The sequence below is a fragment of the Arthrobacter sp. Soil763 genome, assembly GCF_001428365.1.
In the GTDB taxonomy this organism is placed as follows: Bacteria; Actinomycetota; Actinomycetes; order Actinomycetales; family Micrococcaceae; genus Arthrobacter.
The window spans coordinates 202046-221353 of the sequence record NZ_LMSH01000002.1 but is presented as its reverse complement, the minus strand read 5'-3'; the positions used below and the strand labels follow the sequence as shown (position 1 = coordinate 221353).

The window sequence follows — 19308 nt, the reverse complement described above, 5'->3', positions numbered from 1 at the left end:
GGCCGGGCATCGGACCAGCTTGGCCGGTTCCTCCCACTATCTGTCAGGAGTTTCGGGGGCGTGAGGGCCCTTGGACCCGGTTTCGGCGGCTCCGGGACTGCCTTCCCCGGCGGGGCGCCAGCGGTCCGCGCCGGCCGTGCCGGGCCGCCGCATCCGGGGTGCTGAACCGCGCGGCACGGCGGGCGACGCGGTGGTCTTTGCTCCTGCGCCGGACCCGCCGCAGCGCCGGAACGGCGGGCTGCTGCGCCACCCGGGAGAAGAACCACCGCTTGGCCAGTTCCACCAGCACCAGGTAGACAACGGTCATGCCCAGCAGGGCCAGGAAGAACGGAACCGGCAGCGGGTCAAAGCCGAGCACCCCGGCCAGCGGCGACAGCGGCAGGAACACGCCGGCCGCCACCACGCCGAGCGAGGCGCAGAGCAGCCCCGCCGAGGGCCGGCTCCGCAGGAACGGGACGCGGCGGGTCCGGATGGCGAAGATGATCAGGGTCTGGGTGGCGATCGATTCGATGAACCAGCCGGCCCGGAACTCCCCCGGCGCGGCGTTGAAGGCCAGCAGCATGAGCGCGAAGGTCGCGAAGTCGAAGAGCGAACTGATCGGCCCGAAGAGGAACATGAAGCGCCGGATGAATCCGATATTCCAGTGCGCGGGCGCGAGCAGCTGCTCCTTGTCCACCCGGTCGCCGGGGATCGCCAGCTGCCCGGTGTCGTACAGCAGGTTGTTGAGCAGGATCTGGCCAGGCAGCATCGGCAGGAAGCTCAGCACCACCGAGGCGGTGGCCGCGCTGAACATGTTGCCGAAATTGCTCGAGGTGCCCATTAGGACGTACTTAATGGTGTTCGCGAAGATCCGCCGGCCTTCCATGACACCGTCGGCCAGCACGCCCAGGTCCTTGTCCAGCAGCACGACGTCGGCCGCGTCCTTGGCGACGTCCGTGGCGCTGTCCACGGAGATGCCGATGTCCGCGTGGTGCAGCGCCAGCGCGTCGTTAACGCCGTCGCCCATGAAGCCCACCGCCCCGCCGCTCTGGCGCAGCAGCCGGATGATCCGCGCCTTCTGCTCCGGCGAGACCCGGGCGAAGATGCTGGCTTCGCGGGCCGCGGCGCCCAGCTCCGGGTCGGACAGCGCGTCCACTTCGGCGCCGGTGAGTGTCCCGCCGGAGAGCACGCCGAGTTCGTCGCAGACCCGCTCCGCCACCTTGGCGTTGTCCCCGGTGGCGATTTTGACCGTGATGCCCAGTGCCTCCAGCCGGTCCAGGGACTCGCGCGCGTTGGCCTTGGGCCGGTCGAGGAACACCAGGAAGCCGGCGAGGACCAGGTCCCTTTCATCGGCCGGGGCCATGTCGGTCATGCCGGCGGCGTCGCGGGTGGCCACGGCCACCACGCGGGATCCGGCGTCGAATTGCTCGTCCAGCAGCGCCCGCACCGCGGCGGTCACCGGGGCGCAGAGCGTGAGGACGTCCTCCGGCGAGCCCTTGGTGATGATCCGGGCGGGGCCGCCGCCGTCGCGCACCAGCACGGACGTCCGCCGCCGCTGGTGGTCGAAATCGATGACGTCGAGCCGTTCGTAGCGGCGCGGATCGAATCCGGCGGCGCCCGGCGACGCCCAGAGGGCCGCGTCCAGCGGATTCTGGCCGACCACGGAGCGCCGGGCCTCGGCGTAGTCTGCCTCGGTGGCGAGCAGCCCCAGCCGGAACACGTCCTCCGCGGCGGCCCCGTCGCCCGCCGGCAGGGCCGCCGTGAAACTGATCCGGCCCTCGGTCAGGGTGCCGGTCTTGTCCGTGACCAGGATGTCGAGGTCGCCCAGGTCCTCGATGCACACCAGCCGCTTGACCAGCACCCTGCGCCTGGCCAGCTGCCGGGTGCCGGTGGCCAGGCTCGTGCTGACGACGGCGGGCAGCAGCTGCGGCGTGATCCCGACGGCGATCGCCAGCGAGAACAGCAGGGATTCGAGCACGGGACGCTGCAGGAGCAGGTTCGCCACGAAGATCAGCGACGTCAGGCCGATCGCCACCTGCAGGAGCAGGAAGGAGAACCGCTTGAGGCCGAGCTGGAATTCGGTCTGGGGCTGCCGTTCGCCCAGGCCGAGCGCGATCCGGCCGAACTCCGCCCGGCCGCCGGTGGCCACCACCACGCCCGTGCAGCTGCCGGACTGGATGACGGTGCCCATGAACAGGCACGAGGTCAGGTCGCCCAGGGCTGCGCCGCCGGGCACCGGCGCCGGGTCCTTGGGCGCCGGCAGGGACTCGCCGGTGAGGATGCTTTCGTCGCAGAGCAGGTCCTTGGCCGTGAGCAAACGCAGGTCCGCGGGAATGACCGCCCCCAGCCCAAGCTGGACGACGTCGCCGGGGACCAGGGCGGTGACGTCCAGCTCACGTGCCGTTCCCCCGCGGAGGACGACGGCGCGGTGGGTGACGCGCGAGTGCAGCGCCTCGGCGGCGCGCTCGGCACGGAACTCGTTGCCGAAGCCCAGCCCCACGCTCACGAACAGGATCACGCCGATCACGACCGCGTTGGTGGTGTCGCCCAGGAAGAGCGACAGCCCGGCGGTCAGGAGCAGGAGAACCAGGATGGGGCTGCGGAACTGCCGCCCCAGCACGGACCAGCCGCCGGCCTGATGGGACCGGACCGCGTTCGGCCCCACCTCCGCCAGCCGCCGCGCGGCCTCCGCGTCCGGGAGTCCGCCCGGCGACGAGCCCAGGGCGGCCAGCACCGCCGCCGCCGGGATGCCCGCGGCGTCGGCAAGGGCCAGCGGCGGGGTACCCCGCGTCCCGGGAGCTGGCCGGGGTGGCGGCTGTGGTGGTGCGGGCTGTGGCATGCGACGTCCGTCCGGCGACCTTGAGGTACCGCTAAGGGTACGTCTGACCGGCTCCGGCGTCATGGGGTCCACAGCACCAAGGGGTGCCGCAGGGCCGCGCGGCGAAAACGGCCAACCGGCCCGGGGATCCCGGCGCCGGTGCTGACAAAAACCGCGGACAAGTCCTGTATATAATTTGTCCCGGTACGGTTTAGCAGAAGGCCGTTGGAAAGTTTCTTCGATCCGGCTTTGCTTCCGCCACCGCTGCCTGCTGTGGTGCGCTGCGCCGCCGGTCGATTCGACCTGAGCGAAACGGCAAAAGGAACAGTGGTCAGCGACTCAACAGCAACTTCGATTAATGAGCACCTGCACCAGATGGTGCTGAGCAGCGCCGATGTAGAGGAATTCCTCGGCGAACTGGCAAAGGTGTCCGCCCGCAGCCTCTCCGAACCCGGCGACGAAATCCTCTGCGGCATTACGCTGCTTCGGCAGCGCAAGGCCGCCACCGTCGCCAGCAGCAGTGCAGCGGCGCAGGCTATGGACGAAATCCAGTACAGCCTGGGTGACGGCCCCTGCGTGACGGCTTCCCGGGAGCAGGTGGTGGTGCACCTGGCCGACCTGGACGAGGATGAGCGCTGGCCCGAGTGCACCCGCCGGGTCCGCGAGCACGGTATGCGCTCCATCCTGGCAGTGCCGTTCCAGTTGGACGGCGGGACCCGGGCCGCACTCAACCTTTACTCCCACCGGCCGCACCGCTTCGATGAGCGGGCACGGGAATTGGCGACCATCTTCGTCAGCCAGACTTCGATGGCGCTGCGGCTCGCGGTGCGCTTCGCGCAGACCTCCGAGACTGCGGATAACCTCAAGGCGACGCTGGAAACCCGCACCGGGATCGACGTCGCGGTCGGGATCATCATGGCGCAGAACCGCTGCAGCCAGGCGGAAGCCTTCGAGCTGCTCAAGGCGGCGTCCAGCACCCGCAACGTCAAGCTGCACACGGTCGCCTCCGCGATCGTGGACGGCCTGGGCCACGGTCCCGCCCGGACCCACTTCGAGTTTTAGCCGGACCGGGCCTCGCCCTCGGCGTGGGCCGTCCCCTGCCCGTGCGGCGCCTGGGCGGGCGCGCCGGCCCCGGCCAGGACCGCGCGGACGGTGTCCGGGTGGGCCAGGATCCTGAAGTGGCCGCCGGTCTGCAGCTGGATGTTGTGGGCCCCAGGCAGCACGCTGCCTTCCGGGATGTGCGGGTCGAAGAGCCCGAAAACGGACGTGATGCGTTCGTTGACGCTCAGTTCGCGTCCGAGCTGGAGCGTCACGGGGTTCCGCGGAGACAGGGCCCGCAGGCTCGGCAACAGCATGAAGCCGGCATACCGGGACCCGGAAAACGGCGAGCACACGGCCACCATCCGGCTGATCCGTTGCTCGGGGTCAAGCAGTGTCATGGCGTACTTGCCAATCAGGCCGCCCTTGCTGTGGGCGACGATGACAGCGTCGGTCAGGCCCCGCTCGCCGAGGTAGTGCGCCAGGAGGGCGGCGGCCCTGGGAACCGCGATCCGGTTCCGCTGCAGCATGGTCACCACGTGCACCGGGTGCCCGGCCGCGTGCAGCTCCTCGATCAGCGGCAGCAGAAACCGCCAGTCCTCGTAGATGCCGGGAATGACGACGACGGGCCGGCCGTCGCCGCTGAGGAATTCGTCCGGGCTGACCCGTGAGACGGCGCTGCGCAGCTGCCGCCCGACGGCGTAGGCGTAGTCCCGGGCCCACCAGCCGGCGATCTGCAGGGCGGTGCTCATGCCGCGGAGTCCTGGGGCTCGGTGCCGGCGGCGGCGATGCCGGCGAAGGCAAGGATGGCTTCGCATACCTGCGCGGCGCGGTTGTGCTGGACCACGTGGCCGGTTCCCTCGATCTCGACCACCTCCGCTGCGGCTGCCCGGGCGGCCAGCCGCCGGCACCAGTCAAGCGGTGCGACGGGGTCGTTGCCGCCCCGGATCACGAGCACCGGCGCCGCCACGGCCCCGATCCGCTCCTCGATGCGGTAGTCCATCATGACCCTCAGGTTCTTCAGGTACCAGAGCGGACCGCAGCGGAAGTAGTCCGTGACCACCAGGGCGTTGGAGGACGGGCTTTCGTAGAACAGGCAGTCGCGGCCCAGATCCAGGGCCTGCTGTGCGACGGAGCTGCGCCGGTCATTGACCACCGGGCCCATCAGGACGACGTGCGGGACCCGGGACGGCTGCTGCAGCGCAGTCTCCACGGCGAACTGGGCGCCCATCGAGTGGCCGACGACCACGAACTCCGGCACGCCGAGCTCTTCCATGGCGCCCAGGACGTACCGGGCCTGTTCGGCCGCGGTGAGCGTGTGCGCCGGAGTGGGTGTGCCGCCGAAACCCGGCAGGTCAATGGAGTAGGTGTCGGCGGACTGGGCGAGGAACCGGTGGAGCCGGCGCAGGTAGCGGTGCGAGACACCGATCCCGTGGATCAGCACGACGGCGGGCGCTGCCGGACCGTCGTCGCTGGGACGTCGGGAGGCGAAGACGTGGCCGAGTTGGCCGGCTGCCTCAACCTCGATGCGCACGGGCCTGGTCATGGTGGGCGTCTCGTTTCTTGTCGGCGTCGTGTAAACATACACGACGCCGGCGTGCCCGCGTGGCTCCGGCATCGCTCGGGCAAACAGCGGAAGCGGAACCGGGCGCCCCGGCTGCGGTGCAGGGCTAGCCGGTCGACGGGCCCAGCGGCTCCGGGCCGTCCACCGGCCGCTTGGCCGGCTCCTTCAGTTCGACGAAGATGGTGTGCGTCTCGGTGTCCCCGGTGTTTTCGCCGGAGTGGGACTGCGCCGGCAGCCAGCGCGCCAGGCCGGCGGGGAGTTCGACGTCGACCTCCCGCCCGTCGGCGGAGAGCCTGCGGCGGAAGCTGCTCAAAGTCACCATCACGCTGTCCGGGTGCGAATGCGGCACCGTCTTTTCTCCGGGGCGGTCCGTGTAGTCGAGCACGCGCACCCGTTCGTTTTCGAAGACCACCCGGTACAGCTCGGGGTTGGTCACCACGGGATCCTGGTCCATGGCGTGACTCTAGACCCGGCTGATGCGGGGCGCCAGAGCCCGCGGCCATGGCCTGTACTCGGGCGCGGGGCCCGCTGTAGCTTGGAGGGGACAGCAGGGTGGAAACCCGCAGGCCAACGTCGGAGGAACGCATGAGCAGCAAGCCGATCGAACCGGAAGACATCGTCAACGACGGGGTCGACGAGGACGCAAAGCCCGTCCCGCGCGAAGAAAGCGGTCCCGCCGAGGCGTCGACGCCGTCGCCCGCCGGGCAGGAAGGCCATGCCCCCGGCGAGGGCGACTCCCACAAGGTGCCGGGCCCGGCCGAGGAGGACGACGAAAAATCCGCCGATGACCGCGGCCTCACCACCGATACCAGCCCGGACTGACTGATCCTCCCTGGCTGATCAGCCCAGGGCTGTGCAGTCCAGCGCTGTGCGTCCAGCGCTGTGCAATCAGGGCCCGAGCGCGCCGTTGACCGCGGCCGGTCGCCCCGTCAGGGGTGGCCGGCCGCCATTGTGCCTACTGTGTTTTGGCGGGGGCGATGTTGACCAGCCAGTCGACACCGAACCGGTCCTTGCACATGCCGAAGGTGTCTCCCCACGGGGCTTTTTCCAGGGGCATGGTCACGGTGCCGCCGGCGGAGAGCTTGTCCCAGTAGCCCCGGAGTTCGGTCTCCTCGGTGCCGCTGAGGGATACGGAGAAATTGTTGCCCGGCGTGTAGTCCATGCTGTTGGGGGTGTCTGCACCCATCAGCACCATCCCCTTTTCGCCGGTCAGCATGGCATGCATGATCTTGTCCTTCTCGGCAGGATCGTCGCTGGCCTGGAATTCGGCGAAGGTGCTCATGTTCAGTTCTCCGCCGAAGACGGACTGGTAGAAGGTCATGGCCTCCCGGGCGTTGTCGCGGAAGCCAAGGTAGGGGTTGAGCGTGGTCATGTCCGGGACTCCTTGGTGGCTGTGGTGGCTGGCGCGGAACGGGCCAACGGGCGCCCGGCGCTGCTTACAGGCATATCCTGCCCGAAACCATGTCTGCTTCATAGGGCTTAAGCGGCAGGGGCGCCGCCGCGTGCGCGGTCGGCGCCCCTGAACCGGCGGCTGCCCCGAAGGGGCGGGCGTCGGCTAAGCCGTCTGTCCGGCGTGCTCGCCTTCGGCAATCTCCTCCAGGAGCTTGTTGTTGAAGGCAGGCAGGTCGTCCGGGTTACGGCTGGTGACCAGGCCCTGGTCCACCACCACTTCCTCATCCGACCAGTCGGCGCCGGCGTTCTTCAGGTCCGTCTGGAGCGTGTGGTACGAGGTGAGGCTGCGGCCGTTGACCACGCCGGCGTCGATCAGCAGCCACGGTCCGTGGCAGATCGAGGCCACCGGCTTGTGCTGCTCGAAGAAGGCCCGGGTAAAGGCCTGGGCGTCCTTGTCCACCCGGAGGTGGTCCGCGTTCACCACGCCGCCGGGGATCACGAGCGCGTGGAAGTCGGCGGCGTTGGCCTCACCCACGGTCAGGTCGACGTCGAACGTCTCGCCCTTCTCCGTCCCGTCGTAGCCCTGCAGCTTGCCGCTCTTGGGGGCCACGAGGGTGGGTTCCCCGCCGGCTTCCTTCACGGCGTTCCACGGGCTGGTCAGCTCGACCTGCTCGACGCCGTCCGTCAGCAGGAATGCGACCTTCTTGCCTGCAATGGTGTGTTCCGACATGTGTCCTCCTCCAGCCAGCGCGCGGGTCCGGCGGCCTTCGGGCCGTCGAAATCCCACGCGGGGAAATTGGTGCCTTACGCATTCAACTCTAGGAACTCGGAAAATAATAAGCAAGCTGACTATCGGTCTCGGCTGTACGTCCTGGTCCGCAGGCGTCCCTCTGGCCACGGGCGGGGCGGATGACTACGCTGGCGGAAGCCGCAGCATCGCAGAACAGGAGTGGACATCATGGACGAACGGGACATCCTCCAGCGCATTACCTCCCTCGTGGACGAGGAGCGGGAGCTCCGGGAGCAGGCCGAGTCCGCGAGCGCCGACCACGACCACGTCCCCGACCGGTTGCGCCTGCGCCAACTGGAAGAGGACCTGGACCAGTGCTGGGACCTGCTGCGTCAGCGGCGGGCCAAGCGGCAGTACGGCGAGAACCCGGACGACGCCGAAGCCCGGCCCGCCACCCAGGTCGAGGGCTACAGCGGCTGAGCCGGCCCGGCGGGACGTACCGCCGTCGTCCTTCCCGTTTGCCGTCGTCCGGCGCATGCTGGTGCCATGCAGATCGCGTTCGTCGGCGATGTCATGCTCGGGCGGCTGGTTAACGACCGGCTGCGGACCGCCGATCCGGCGTATTCCTGGGGCGACACGCTGCCGATCCTGCGGCGGGCCGACCTCAGGATCGCCAACCTTGAGTGTGTGCTGGCCGACGGCGGAGCGCCCGAGCCCGGCAAGGTCTTCACGTTCCGCAGCGACCTGAAGAACGTGCACGCCCTGGCCACGGCGGGAATCGACGCGGTGTCCCTGGCGAACAACCACGTCCTGGACTATGGCGCGAACGCGTTCCGGGAGATGATGCCGGCGCTGGACGCGGCGGGCATCCTGCACGCCGGGGCGGGCGAGGACCTTGCCGCGGCGCAGCGTCCGGCCGTCCTGCGGGCGGGCGGCACCGCCGTCGGCTTCGTGGCGTTCACGGACAACGAGCCGGACTGGGACGCCGCGGCCCGCTCCCCCGGCGTCCACTACGTACCCGTGGCCGGGCCCGGGGACCGGGCGGAGCGGCTGCTGGAGCTGGTGCGGGAGACCAGCTCCGGCGTGCAGCTGCTCATCGTGTCGGCGCACTGGGGCGGGAACTGGGGGTCGGAGCCCCTGCCGGAGCACCGGGCGCTGGCGCGCCGCCTGGTCGACGCGGGTGCCGACGTTGTTTTCGGGCACTCCCCGCACATCGTCCGCGGCGTCGAGTTCTACCGGGACCGGCCCGTCATCTACGGGGCCGGCGACTTCATCGATGACTACGCGGTGGACCCGGTCGAGCGCAACGACCGGTCCTTCATCTTCCTGCTGGAGGCCGACGACGGCGTACCGCAGCTACTGCGGCTCTTCCCCACCGTGATCGCCGGATGCCAGGCCCGGATGGCGCGCGGCGACGCCCGCGGCAGCACCGCCCGGATGGCCCGGTTGTGCGCGGCGCTGGGCACCGCCGGCAGCTGGAACGCCCGCGACGGCTGCCTTGAACTGCGTCCGCGGTAGCCTCCGCAGCGTTCTGCCGCCCGCCCGGAACTGCCTTTGCCCCCTGATATTTCCGCGCCCCAGGTCCTACGATATGGACGGGGGGCACTCTAAAAGCACCATGCTTACTGGGAGGCCACGATGTTCCACGCTGTTCGCACTCTGTTTCCGCATTTGCAGAAGACATCCGTGGCGGCGGGCCACCCCCCGGCCGGACCAGGGGTACGGCGCTTTACCGGGGGCAGCAGCTTCGTCGGCGCCCTGGCCGCCGTCGCCCTCGCCGCCGGCGGCGGAATCCTTGCCGCGGCGCCGTCGGCCGCCGCCGCCGAACCGGTGCAGAACTACATCGTGGTGCTCAAGGACGGGGCCGGGGACGCCGGCGCCCTGGCCGCGGCCCAGCAGGGCAAGTTCGGTTTCCGCGCCACCACCGTCTACCGCAGCGCTGTCCTTGGCTATTCGGGGTCGATGACTGCGTCCCAGGCCCGCCGGCTCGCTACCGATCCCAGCGTCGATTTCGTCACCGCCGGCAGGCACTTCGAGGAACCCGAGGAGCCGGCCGCCCCCTACACGCAGGTGGCCCCGCTGTGGTGGCAGCGGATCGGCGGCGACCCTGAAGAGGCCAAGGACGCCGTCCGCGCCGGCACCACCGACGACGGCCCCGCGGTCAACGTCGCGGTGATAGACAGCGGCATTGACGGCAAACATCCGGATCTCAACGTCCAGGGCGGCATCGACTGCTCCTCAGGCCAGCCCGTGGAGGTCGCTCCGGTGGACGTCCTGGGGCACGGGACAGCCGTGGCGGGCGTCATCGGCGCCCGCAACAACGGTTCCGGCATCATCGGCGCGGCGCCCGGGACGCCGCTGTGGTCCGTACGGGTGGTCTCGACCACCGGGGTGATCACGGAGGAGAGCCTGATCTGCGCGATTGACTGGGTCACCTCCACCCACAAGGACGACGACGAGGACAATGACATCGCGGTCGCGAACATCAGCATCGGCGGCCCCGGCAGCAATACGCCGAATTGCGGCAAGGGCACCGACCCGATGCACTACGCCATCTGCCGCTCGGTCCGTGCCGGCGTCACCTACGCCGTGGCCGCCGGCAACGAGGCCGCGGACCTGGCCCGCACGGTGCCGGCGGCCTACCACGAGGTGCTGACCGCCACCGCGATGGCGGACTTCGACGGCAAACCGGACGGGCTGGCGGCCAGCAAGTGCGGCAAGGACGACTGGCTGCGCCTTGGCCAGCGCGACGACCGGCCGGCGTTCTTCTCCAATTTCGCGGTCAACGCCGCCGACACCCGGCACACGGTCGCCGCCCCGGGCGTCTGCGTCCTCTCCACGGTGCCCGGCGGCTACGGGGTGAACCACGGCACCAGCTTCGCCAGCCCCGCCGTGGCCGGCGCCGTGGCCCTCTGCATCGACCGGGGCTCCTGCGAAGGCTCCGGGGCCGAGGTCCGGGACCAGTTCCTGGACATCGCAGCCTCCTACAACCACCGGCACCCGGGCTTCGGGTTCGTCGGCGACCCGCTCCGCCCGGCCGGGGCGAAGTACTACGGCTACCTGACCCAGATCCTGCGGCTCTAGGGCAGCCCCGCTGGCAGGCCCGCTTTCCGCCGCCGGGCCTGCCGGAGGGCCGCCGTTTACCTGGCTGAAACACGCCCGACACCGCGGCGTCACGACCCCGCGGTTTCTGTAACTTCCCTGCAACGTACCTCCCGATCGCCTGAAACACGCGCCCGCGAGGATTGAAGCCGGTTGGGGACCGGCGGCGAGGTGTCCCGGTGAGCGAATTGTGGAGAAGGGGCACGCCGGTGGAACTCACCGCGGGAAATATCTGGATCATGGTGTCGGCGGCGTTGGTGCTGCTGATGACACCTGCCCTGGGGCTCTTTTATGGCGGCATGACCCGGGCCAAGGCTGCGCTGAACATGATCATGATGAGCTTCGCCGCGGCAGGGATCGTGGGTGTCGTCTGGGTCCTGTGGGGCTATTCGATGACCACCGGCCAGGGCTTCCTGGGGATCTTCGGCAACCCCTTCGCCGCCTTCGGCCTCGCCAAGCTGACGGGCTCCTCCGAACTCCTCAAGGCCGGATTCAGCGCCACGTTCGCCATCATCACCGTCGCCCTGATCAGCGGCGCGATCGCCGACCGCGCGAAGTTCACCGCCTGGGCACTCTTCGTGCCGGTCTGGGTGACCGTGGTCTACTGCCCGCTGGCGTTCATGGTGTGGGGCGGCGGCCTGATGAGCGCAGGCGGGGCCGTCAGTGCGGTCTTTGGCCAGGTGATCGACTTCGCCGGCGGCACCGTGGTGGAGATCAGCTCCGGCACCGCCGCCCTGGTGCTGGTGCTGATCCTGGGCAACCGCCACGGCTTCGGCAAGGACCCGTCCCACCGGCCGCACAACATCCCGTTCGTCATGCTCGGCGCCGGCTTCCTCTGGTTCGGCTGGTTCGGCTTCAACGCGGGCGCTGCCACGACCGCGGAACAGGCAGGCCTGATCTGGGTCAACACCCTCGCCGCCCCGGCCGCGGCCATGCTGGGCTGGCTCGTCGTTGAGAAGGTCCGCCACGGCCACCCCACCTCGCTCGGCGCCGCGTCCGGCGTCGTCGCGGGGCTGGTCGCGATTACGCCGTCCTGCGCCAACATCAGCCCGCTCGCCGCCGTCGGACTGGGCCTGGCGGCCGGTGCCGCCTGCTGCGTGTTCGTGGACCTGAAGTACACGTTTGGCCTGGATGATTCCCTGGATGTCGTGGGCGTCCACCTGGGCGGCGGCCTGATCGGGACGCTGGCGCTGGGCCTCATCGCACTGCCGGGCGCCGGCCAGGCGGGCGGACTGTTCTACGGCGGAGGCCTGCACCAGCTGATCGCGCAGACGGTCGCGGTACTGATCACCGTCACGCTCTCGGGCCTGGCGACGGCGGCAATCGGGCTGGCGATCCACAGGACGGTCGGTTTCCGGGTCAGCCACGAGGCCGAACTGGCCGGCGTCGACCGTTCCGAGCACGCCGAGACCGCCTACGAATTCGACGGTCTGGCCCACAGCCGCTTCAACCCGTTCGGCCATCACGTCCAGGCCCATCACGGCCAGTCCGCCGCCGCGCGGCCGGCTGCGCCCTCGGAAGGTCTGGCGCAGCACAGCCGGCCGGAGCGGGCGATGGAGGACAGCCTCGCCTAGAGCGGGCCGGCCGGGCTAGCTCCCGGTCCCGTCCCGGCCCTGCCCGGTGGCCTCCTTCGCCCGGGATCCCCGCCGCCACAGCGGTTCCAGCCCGGCAATCTCCTCCGCCGTGGCGGTCCCGAACGGCGGGTTCGCCGGCGCCGGCGGGGCCTTGCGCCCCTGGCCGCGGGTGGCCCAGAGGCTCATCCCGATGGAGGCGCCCAGGATGAGCGCAATGACGGCCAGCGAAAGCGGCGTCGGGATGTAGTAGAGGTCGACCTTCAGGAGCATCTTGATCCCCACCCAGATCAGGACCAGCGCCAGCCCGACCTTGAGGTAGACGAAACGGTGAATCAGATCCGCCAGCAGGAAGTACATGGCGCGCAGCCCCAGGATCGCGAAGGCGTTCGCCGTGAAGACCAGGAACACCTCGTCGGTGACGGCGAAAATAGCGGGGATGGAGTCGACGGCGAAGATGATGTCGGTGAACTCGATCAGGGCCAGCACCGCCAGCAGCGGCGTCGCCAGCAGGACGCCCTGCTTACGGACCAGGAACCGCTGGCCGTGGAAGTCGTTCGTCATGGGCACCCGGCGCCGGAACAGCCGCAGCAGCCTGGATTCCTCGGGGTCCAGCTGCTCGTTGCGGTGCCGGATCATCCGGTAGCCGGTGAGCAGCAGGAACGTGGCAAACAGGTACAGCACCCAGCCGGCGCTGGCGATGATCGCGGAGCCGGCGGCGATGAAGATGCCGCGGAACACCAGGGCGCCGAGCACCCCGAAGAACAACACCCGGTGCTGGTATTCACGGGGTACAGCGAAATAGGTGAAGATGATCGCCCAGATAAAGACGTTGTCGACGGCCAGGGACTTCTCGATCAGGTAGCCGGCGAAGTATTGCTGGCCCAGTTCGGCGCCGTAGAGCAGCCAGACGAGGGCACCGAAACCCACGCCCAGCGCGACCCAGAGGGCGGACCACAGCGCGGCTTCACGGACACCGATCACGTGGGCCTTGCGGTGCGCGAACAGGTCCACGGCCAGCATCAGCACAATCACGGCCAGGACGGCCAACCAGGCCCAGAGGGGAACATTCATCAGGGGACACCCGCTTCCAGTCAGTAGCTACCAACTGGAGGTCTTTCCCGGCCGCTGCGGGCCTGCACCGCCGGGCCGCTCAGGGGCGGCCGTACTGACGACGGGACATTCGGGGGATACTCCCCTCCACGGGTTTAAGTGAAACATGGCTTCCTGCGGTCCGGCAATGCCCGCCCGCCGGGCTGAGAGAATGGCCCCATGGAAGTCGCCCTCGGACTGCTCGTGCTCGTCGCCGTCGTCTGTGCCGGCAGCGCACTGGGCCGAAAGCTCAACGTGTCCGTTCCGCTGCTGCTGGTGCTCGCCGGCGTCGCGGGGTCCTTCCTGCCCTTCGTCCCGACCATTGACCTGAACCCGGAACTCGTTCTCGTCGGCTTGCTGCCGCCGCTGCTCTACGCCGCGGCGCTGCGGACCTCGCTGTTCGACTTCGGTTCCAACCGCCGCGCCATCGGGCTGCTCTCGGTGGGCTACGTCATCTTCGGCACGCTCGCGGTCGGCGCCGTCGTGTGGTGGCTGTTCCCGGAGATCCCGCTGGCCGCGGCGATCGCACTGGGTGCCGTCGTCGCCCCGCCCGATGCCGTCGCCGCGACAGCGATCGCCCGCAAGGTGGGCATGCCGCGCCGGATCGTCACCATCTTGGAGGGCGAGTCGCTGGTCAACGACGCCACCGCCCTGGTCTGCCTGCGCGCCTCCATCGCCGCGATCGCCGGCTCCGTGTCCGCGCTGGACATCGCCGGCGGGTTCGTGCTCGCCGCGGGCGGCGGCCTGGTTGTCGGGCTGGCCGCGGCCTACGTGCTGACCGAACTCCGGAAGCGGATCCGGAACGTGGCAATCAACACCTCGACGTCGTTGATGGCGCCGTTCGTCGCGTACCTCCCGGCGGAGGCCATCCACGCCTCCGGTGTCCTCGCCGTCGTCGTCACCGGGCTGGTGATGGGCATGAAGGCGCCGTCCATGCCGAACGGCGCGGCCCGGCTGAGCCAGCGCAGCAACTGGGACACGGTGCAGTTCCTGCTCGAAAATTCGGTCTTCCTGCTGATCGGGCTGCAGGTCAGCACCATCATCGCGGGCGTCCAGGACGACTCGCTGGGGGCTGGCCGGATCTGGGCCGGCTGCGGGGTGATCCTGCTGGCGGTGCTGCTGCTGAGGCCGGTCTGGGTGTTCCCGGCGACGTACCTGCCGCGGCTGATCCCGGCGGTCCGGCGCGCCGATCCGGCCCCGCCGTGGCAGTTCGCCGCGATCGTGTCGTGGGCCGGCATGCGCGGGGTGGTGACCCTGGCGGCCGTCCTGGTGCTGCCCGCGGACCTGGAGCACCGCCAAGTGCTGGTCCTGGCCGCGCTGGTGGTGGTCGGCGGGACGCTGGCGCTGCAGGGCCTGACGCTGCCGGGGCTGGTCCGGTTGCTCCGGGTCCAGGGCCCGGACCAGCGCGAGGACGCCCTGAACCAGGCGTCCCTGATGCAGCTGGCCACCGCGGCCGGCGTGGCCAAACTGCAGGAACTGCGCACTGACGAGGACCCGCCCGAGGTCGTCGCGATGCTGAAGCGGCGCACCCAGGAACGCGGCCTGGCGGCCTGGGAGCGCCTGGGCCGGCCGACGTCGGAAGCAGCGACCCCCAGCCAGCGCTACGCGCAGCTGCGGCTGGCCATGCTCGACGCCGAACGCGCCAAGGTGCTGGAACTGCGCCGCGGCGGCGAATACGCGCATGAGGTCCTCAGCGGGGTGCTGGAACGGCTGGACGTCGAGGAATCGATGCTGGACGCCTCGCTGGATGAGCTGGACACCGACGGCGGGGGCGGCGGCGAGGGTATCGCCCGTCCCGGCGGGATCTGCGGGCATTTGGAATCCGCGCCGGACCCGGAGGTTCCGGCCGACCCGTTCTGCGCGGACTGCCGAAGGGACGGCACGACGCCGGTCCACCTGCGGATGTGCCTGGCGTGCGGACAGGTGGGCTGCTGCGACTCCTCCCCCGGAACGCACGCGGCCAGGCACTTCCAGGCGACCGGCCACCCGGTCATGCGCAGCGTCGAACCGGGCGAGGACTGGCGCTGGTGCTACGAGGACGAACTGCTGGGGTGACCCCCGGGCCGGGCGCGCGTACCCTCGGGATGTGGACATCGTCGAGTTTTTGTCCGAGCGGATTTCCGAGGATGAAGCGGCGGCCCGGACCCTGCTCAGCGACCGGACCGTCTCCAAGTCCGGGGAATGGTACGAACAGCGACTGCTGCTCGAGTGCGAGGCCAAGCGCAGGCTGATCGGCGTCGTCGAGGCGGCCCGGCAGGCCGCGCTGGCCGCGATGGTCAGCGACGCTCTCCAGGAAACCCACTGGGCACCCCGGTCCCTGGACTGGATGGAGCGGTCGCTGCAGGCCCTGGCGCTGCCCTACTTCGACCACCCGGACTTCCGCCAGGACTGGCTGCACCCCTGAAATATCCGCGGCCGCGGCGTGGTTAGCCCGGGTATGACTACTATCGGAATCATCGGTGCAGGACACATCGGCGGCCAGCTCGCCCGCAAGGCAGTGGAGCTGGGCTACGACGTCGTCATCAGCAACTCCCGCGGCCCGGCAACCCTGGCCGGCCTGGTGTCGGAACTGGGTCCCCGCGCCCGCGCGGCCACGGCCGCCGAGGCCGCAGCGGCGGGCGACTTCGCCGTCGTCACCGTCCCGCTCAAGAGCATCAAGGACATCCCGGCCGAGCCGCTGGCGGGCAAGATCGTCATCGACACCAACAACTACTACTGGGAGCGCGACGGGCGCATCCCGGCGCTGGACAGCGGTGAGGCCACAACCTCGGGGCTGCTGCAGGAACACCTGCCCGGCTCCAAGGTCGCCAAGGGCTTCAACCACATCATGTACACCGACATCACCACCGACGGAATGCCGGCCGGCACCGAAAACCGCCGGGCCCTGGCCACCGCCAGCGACTACCCGGAGGCGGCCGAGCTGGTGACCCGGCTCTACGACGAGTTCGGCTTCGACACCGTCAACATCGGCCCGCTCTCGGAGAGCTGGCGGGTGGAGCGGGACCGCCCGGCCTACGTCGCCCGGCAGAACGCGGCCGAACTGCGGGAGAACCTGGCCAAGGCGCCGCGCACCATCTGAGCCCAGCCGGTCAGCGCCGAGGTCATACGCGCGCCGAAATGTCAGATCACGGCAGTGTTCACGCCGGACACTGCCGTGACCTGCCATCTCGCGGACCCGGGCCGGGATTCCTAGGTGCGCCGCCGCAGCCGGCGCCACCAGCGCCGTTCAGGTTCCGGCGCGGGCAGGACGACGGCGGCGGCTGACCGGCGCTCGCGCCACCGCACGACCTCGGCGTCGACGTCGCGGGTTTTGGTGATCACCGGCGGGCCGCCCTGGAGCTGCCTCCGGGCGTCGATGACCCGGGCGTTGAAGTCCGCCACGATGTCCCGGACCTGGTGCTCCGTCGGCTGGGCATCCAGCCGTTCGTCGAGTCCGGCGTCCTCGGTGCGCAGCAGGATCGCGGCCGGCCCCAGCCCGGTGACGTTTTCGCGCTGGAGCAGGCCCTTCACCCACCAGTCCGGGTCGTACACCTCGCCGAGGCCCGGAATCGGTTTGCCCGCGTACTTGAGGTTGTCGAACTTCCCCTGCGCCATGGCATCACGGACCAGGTACTCGGCCTTCGCCGCGTCGTCCACCCGTGCGCGTTTTTGCCGGAGCTCCTCTTCCGCGGCGCTGAGCTCGTCGTTTTCCCGGACGCTGCTGCCGCTGGCCCGGATGGAGCGCAGCTCGGCCGCACGTTCCACCCGGCGCCGGTACGCCGACCGTCCCGCGTCGCTCATGGGCCACTCTCCTTCCCGGCCGCCGAGATCTGACTTCCAGTATGTGCAGGAACCCTGCCCTCGCAAAAGACGCCCCGGGCACTTGGGACGCGCTCTTGGCGTACGGCAGAGCATCCCCGCCGAAGTATTGCGCAAGGATTCGGTCAGGGCGCGCGGGCGGGCGCCCCGCCGCGGCTAAAGTCGGTCCAAGCAAACCGATCTAGCTGAGGAGACCAGGTGCCCCGTGAGGCCCTGCGGGCGCGCGACGACGTCGCGCCGCCAACTGCGACACACCCCATCCCATCCCGGCCGCCGGGACCTGCCGCGCTCGACGCGGCGGCGCTGACCCGGGCCGGCATCGCCGGCTGGGCCGCCCGGCTGGGGCCTCCCGGGCCGGAGGCTCCCCGGTCGCGGCGGCTGGCCCACGTGGGCGGCGTCGCTGCCATCGCCGCCCTGGTCCTGTACCTGACATGGCGTGTCCTGTTCACGCTGCCGTCGGGCCAGTGGAACCTGACGGTCGCCTGGATCCTGCTGACGTTCGAGGCGCTGCCGCTGGCCGGCCTGGTCCTGAAGGCGTGGTCGGTGTGGAACATCGACAGCCATCCGCCGGCGCCGGTCACCGAGGCGCCGAACGGGATGCGGGTGGCGGTGCTGATACCGACCTACAACGAGCCCCTCGAAGTGCTGACGCCCACCGTGGCGGCGGCCTGCCAGCTGGAACCGGCGCATGAGACGTGGGTCCTCGACGACGGCGACCGTCCCTGGGTCGAGGAAATGTGCGCCGCCTACGGCGCCCGGTACGTCCGCCGTGAGGTGCACGACCACGCCAAGGCAGGGAACATGAACCACGCCCTCGGCCTGATGGCGGCGGAGAAGACCGCCGGCGCCCCGGGCATCGACATCATCGCCGTGCTGGACTGCGACCATGTCCCCCTTCCCGGGTTCCTGACCGCGACGCTGGGCTGGTTCGCTGACCCCAAGGTCGCCCTGATCCAGGGACCGCAGTCCTTCTACAATGGCGGCGCGTTCGACGACGACGGCATCACCGGCGAGCAGGGGACCTTCTTCAACGTCCTGATGCCGTCGCGCAACGTACCCGGCGCCGGGCCGTTCTGGTGCGGGTCGACGTCGTTGCTGCGGCTGAGCGCCCTGGAAGAGGTGGGCGGGGTCGCCACCGAGACCATCACCGAGGACATGCACACCACGCTCAAGCTCATCCGGCGCGGCTGGCAGACCGTGTACCACCACCAGACCCTCGCGGTGGGGCTCGCTCCGGCGACCCCGGACCAGTACCTGCTGCAGCGGCGGCGCTGGGGCATGGGGGCGATGCAGATCCTGGTGCACGAGAAGCTGTGGGCGGCGAAGGGCTGGATGTCGTGGCGGAATTACCACGAGTACCTCAACGGCACGCTCTGGTGGCTGGAAGGGATCGCGACCCTGGTGGCTTTCCTGATCCCTGTGCTGATCATGCTGTCGGGGGCCCAGACCTCCACGGCCGGCCCGCTGGTCTTCCTCGGCGTGTTCGTGGCCATGTTCACGGTGCGGCTGTGGGGCTCCAAGCAGCTGATGCGCAACGAAATCCACTGGCCCACCGCCTTTGCCCTGCGGATCTTCCGCGTACCCGTGGGCCTGGCGTGCCTCTGGTGGCTGCTGTCCCGCAACGTGCTGGAGTTCCAGGTCACGCCCAAGGGGGCTGCCGACGCCCGTCTCCGCGGCCGCACGCCGCGCATCCTGATCGTGATGGTGGTGCTGATCTGCGGGGTGCTGCTTTATGCGGCGGCCGGGCTGGCCGGGCTGGTTCCGTGGCGCACGTCGGCGGGCTCCACGGTGGCTTCCGGCGCCTGGCTGGTGCTCGCCGGTGCCGTGCTCGTGCTGGGGACGCGCCGGATCCGCGCCGTCGAGTTCGCCACCTCCCGCCGCAACGCCTACCGGGTGGAGGTGACGGCGCCGGTGGAGACCGATGGTGTCCGCGGTGAGCTGCTGGACATCTCGGTCGGCGGCGCGGCGGTCAGGTTCCCGCAGGCAACCCTGCCGGGGTCCGGGACGATCCTGCTGCGGCTGCCGGAGTCGGACCCGGTCCCCCTCCGGGTGGTCCGCAGCACGGAACAGCCGGACGGATCGCAGATCGCGTCACTGCGGGCGGCCGACGGCGATTGGGCCGCCTACCGGACGCTGTCGCTCTGGATCTTCCATACCCCGTCGGGTGCGTTGCCCGAATTCCCGCCCGGCGTCCCGGCGGCCGCCTCCCTGCGGGGACGCTGAG

Annotated in this window: 18 protein-coding genes; 10 read left to right on the top strand and 8 right to left on the bottom strand. The window is 70.1% G+C overall.

The features are described from left to right. Positions 1-43: 43 nt before the first annotated feature. A complete protein-coding gene (mgtA, locus tag ASG71_RS04595) occupies positions 44-2818 on the bottom strand; it encodes a magnesium-translocating P-type ATPase (protein WP_056737537.1) in 2775 nt (924 codons plus the stop codon). A 306-nt stretch (positions 2819-3124) separates the two neighbouring features. Between mgtA and ASG71_RS04590 the strand changes: the two genes are divergently transcribed. Next, positions 3125-3859: a GAF and ANTAR domain-containing protein gene (locus tag ASG71_RS04590; protein WP_056737536.1), complete on the top strand. Its 735-nt coding sequence runs from the start codon at positions 3125-3127 to the stop codon at positions 3857-3859. On the opposite strand, the gene ASG71_RS04585 is transcribed toward ASG71_RS04590, so the two are convergent. From ASG71_RS04585 to ASG71_RS04575, 3 genes are all read right to left on the bottom strand, one after another. Then, positions 3856-4587: an esterase/lipase family protein gene (locus ASG71_RS04585; protein WP_056737535.1), complete on the bottom strand. Its 732-nt coding sequence runs from the start codon at positions 4585-4587 to the stop codon at positions 3856-3858. The two genes, ASG71_RS04590 and ASG71_RS04585, sit on opposite strands and share 4 nt — an antisense overlap. Continuing rightward, complete coding sequence (locus ASG71_RS04580; RefSeq protein WP_056737534.1) at positions 4584-5381, bottom strand: alpha/beta fold hydrolase; 798 nt, start codon at positions 5379-5381, stop codon at positions 4584-4586. The genes ASG71_RS04585 and ASG71_RS04580 overlap by 4 nt, the downstream gene beginning before the upstream one ends. A 124-nt stretch (positions 5382-5505) precedes the next feature. Continuing rightward, positions 5506-5853: a cupin domain-containing protein gene (locus ASG71_RS04575; RefSeq protein ID WP_056737533.1), complete on the bottom strand. Its 348-nt coding sequence runs from the start codon at positions 5851-5853 to the stop codon at positions 5506-5508. 131 nt (positions 5854-5984) lie between these two features. Between ASG71_RS04575 and ASG71_RS04570 the strand changes: the two genes are divergently transcribed. Then, entirely contained in the window at positions 5985-6221 is a 237-nt protein-coding gene (locus ASG71_RS04570) for a hypothetical protein (protein ID WP_056737532.1), read from the top strand. A gap of 133 nt (positions 6222-6354) precedes the next feature. On the opposite strand, the gene ASG71_RS04565 is transcribed toward ASG71_RS04570, so the two are convergent. After that, entirely contained in the window at positions 6355-6771 is a 417-nt protein-coding gene (locus ASG71_RS04565) for a VOC family protein (RefSeq protein ID WP_056737531.1), read from the bottom strand. 183 nt (positions 6772-6954) lie between these two features. Continuing rightward, positions 6955-7521, bottom strand: coding sequence for a type 1 glutamine amidotransferase domain-containing protein (locus tag ASG71_RS04560; protein WP_056737530.1), 567 nt, complete (start codon positions 7519-7521; stop codon positions 6955-6957). 228 nt (positions 7522-7749) lie between these two features. Between ASG71_RS04560 and ASG71_RS04555 the strand changes: the two genes are divergently transcribed. From ASG71_RS04555 to ASG71_RS04540, 4 genes are all read left to right on the top strand, one after another. Next, entirely contained in the window at positions 7750-8001 is a 252-nt protein-coding gene (locus tag ASG71_RS04555; protein WP_056737529.1) for a DUF2630 family protein, read from the top strand. A 66-nt stretch (positions 8002-8067) separates the two neighbouring features. After that, positions 8068-9039, top strand: a complete 972-nt coding sequence (locus tag ASG71_RS04550) for a CapA family protein (RefSeq protein WP_056737528.1) — start codon at positions 8068-8070, stop codon at positions 9037-9039. Positions 9040-9192: 153 nt separating this feature from the next. Continuing rightward, positions 9193-10605, top strand: a complete 1413-nt coding sequence (locus ASG71_RS04545; RefSeq protein ID WP_235563927.1) for a S8 family peptidase — start codon at positions 9193-9195, stop codon at positions 10603-10605. Positions 10606-10832: 227 nt separating this feature from the next. Further along, on the top strand, positions 10833-12197 hold the full coding sequence (locus ASG71_RS04540; RefSeq protein ID WP_056737527.1) for an ammonium transporter: 1365 nt from the start codon (positions 10833-10835) through the stop codon (positions 12195-12197). Between the two features lie 15 nt (positions 12198-12212). Here the strand turns inward: ASG71_RS04540 and ASG71_RS04535 are convergent, their stop codons facing one another. Next, positions 12213-13268, bottom strand: coding sequence for a TerC family protein (locus tag ASG71_RS04535; protein WP_056737526.1), 1056 nt, complete (start codon positions 13266-13268; stop codon positions 12213-12215). 198 nt (positions 13269-13466) lie between these two features. Here ASG71_RS04535 and ASG71_RS04530 point away from each other — a divergent pair, with 198 nt between their 5' ends. The 3 genes from ASG71_RS04530 to ASG71_RS04520 are packed head-to-tail and all read left to right on the top strand — an operon-like array spanning position 13467 to position 16365. Further along, entirely contained in the window at positions 13467-15341 is a 1875-nt protein-coding gene (locus tag ASG71_RS04530) for a Na+/H+ antiporter (RefSeq protein WP_056737525.1), read from the top strand. 31 nt (positions 15342-15372) lie between these two features. After that, complete coding sequence (locus ASG71_RS04525; RefSeq protein WP_056737524.1) at positions 15373-15690, top strand: DUF6221 family protein; 318 nt, start codon at positions 15373-15375, stop codon at positions 15688-15690. A 33-nt stretch (positions 15691-15723) separates the two neighbouring features. Beyond that, positions 15724-16365, top strand: coding sequence for an NADPH-dependent F420 reductase (locus ASG71_RS04520; protein WP_056737523.1), 642 nt, complete (start codon positions 15724-15726; stop codon positions 16363-16365). Positions 16366-16475: 110 nt separating this feature from the next. On the opposite strand, the gene ASG71_RS04515 is transcribed toward ASG71_RS04520, so the two are convergent. Next, the gene (locus tag ASG71_RS04515) at positions 16476-17066 is read right to left on the bottom strand and encodes a DUF1992 domain-containing protein (protein WP_056737522.1); all 591 of its coding nucleotides are present in this window, start codon (positions 17064-17066) and stop codon (positions 16476-16478) included. A 216-nt stretch (positions 17067-17282) separates the two neighbouring features. Between ASG71_RS04515 and ASG71_RS04510 the strand changes: the two genes are divergently transcribed. Then, a complete protein-coding gene (locus ASG71_RS04510) occupies positions 17283-19307 on the top strand; it encodes a glycosyltransferase family 2 protein (protein ID WP_157366221.1) in 2025 nt (674 codons plus the stop codon). Position 19308 lies beyond the last annotated feature (1 nt).